The sequence below is a fragment of the Subtercola boreus genome (assembly GCF_003399635.1).
Classification (GTDB): Bacteria; Actinomycetota; Actinomycetes; order Actinomycetales; family Microbacteriaceae; genus Subtercola; species Subtercola boreus_B.
The window spans coordinates 1-511 of sequence record NZ_NBXB01000005.1 but is presented as its reverse complement, the minus strand read 5'-3'; the positions used below and the strand labels follow the sequence as shown (position 1 = coordinate 511).

1 protein-coding gene is annotated in these 511 nt (G+C 64.2%); it reads right to left on the bottom strand.

All coding sequences use genetic code 11. The features are described from left to right. A partial coding sequence (locus tag B7R22_RS01100; protein WP_116409988.1) for a DUF222 domain-containing protein occupies window positions 1-475 on the bottom strand: 475 nt, incomplete at its 3' end. Between the last annotated feature and the right edge of the window lie 36 nt (window positions 476-511).

The window sequence follows — 511 nt, the reverse complement described above, 5'->3', positions numbered from 1 at the left end:
CGTCGGTGAGGCGGCGGGTGATCATCTCCGCAACATCCACCCCAATATCGCCCCGCGCCAACGCCTCGGCGACGCGGGGGAACTGCGGCGGATTCGGCAGACCGACCACAGACATCGTCATGTGGGTTCGAGTAGCGAGCCGAAGGCGATCCTGAACCGTCCGCTTCGACGCCTGCGTCACCGTCTCCAAAAACAACTGCACAGACCGGAACCCCTGAGCCTTCGCCAACGCATCGTCGCCGTGCTCGACAGCAGACAAAGCCGCCACCTCCCCAGCCATCCGCACACGCAACCCATCCACAATCCGGCCCAACGACTCGACCTCCGCCGTCGCGACCATCACATCCCCATCGGCAAGCCCGCAGGGCGCGACAGCCCCACCGCCGCCCGCCAACAAGGCGTCGAACCGCTGCCGGGCATCCAAAACCCACTCCATCACCGAAGCGATGTCAAAGGTCGAGGCTGGCTGGTTCATGCTCCAAGTCAAACACCAACCACTGACATTCCCTCA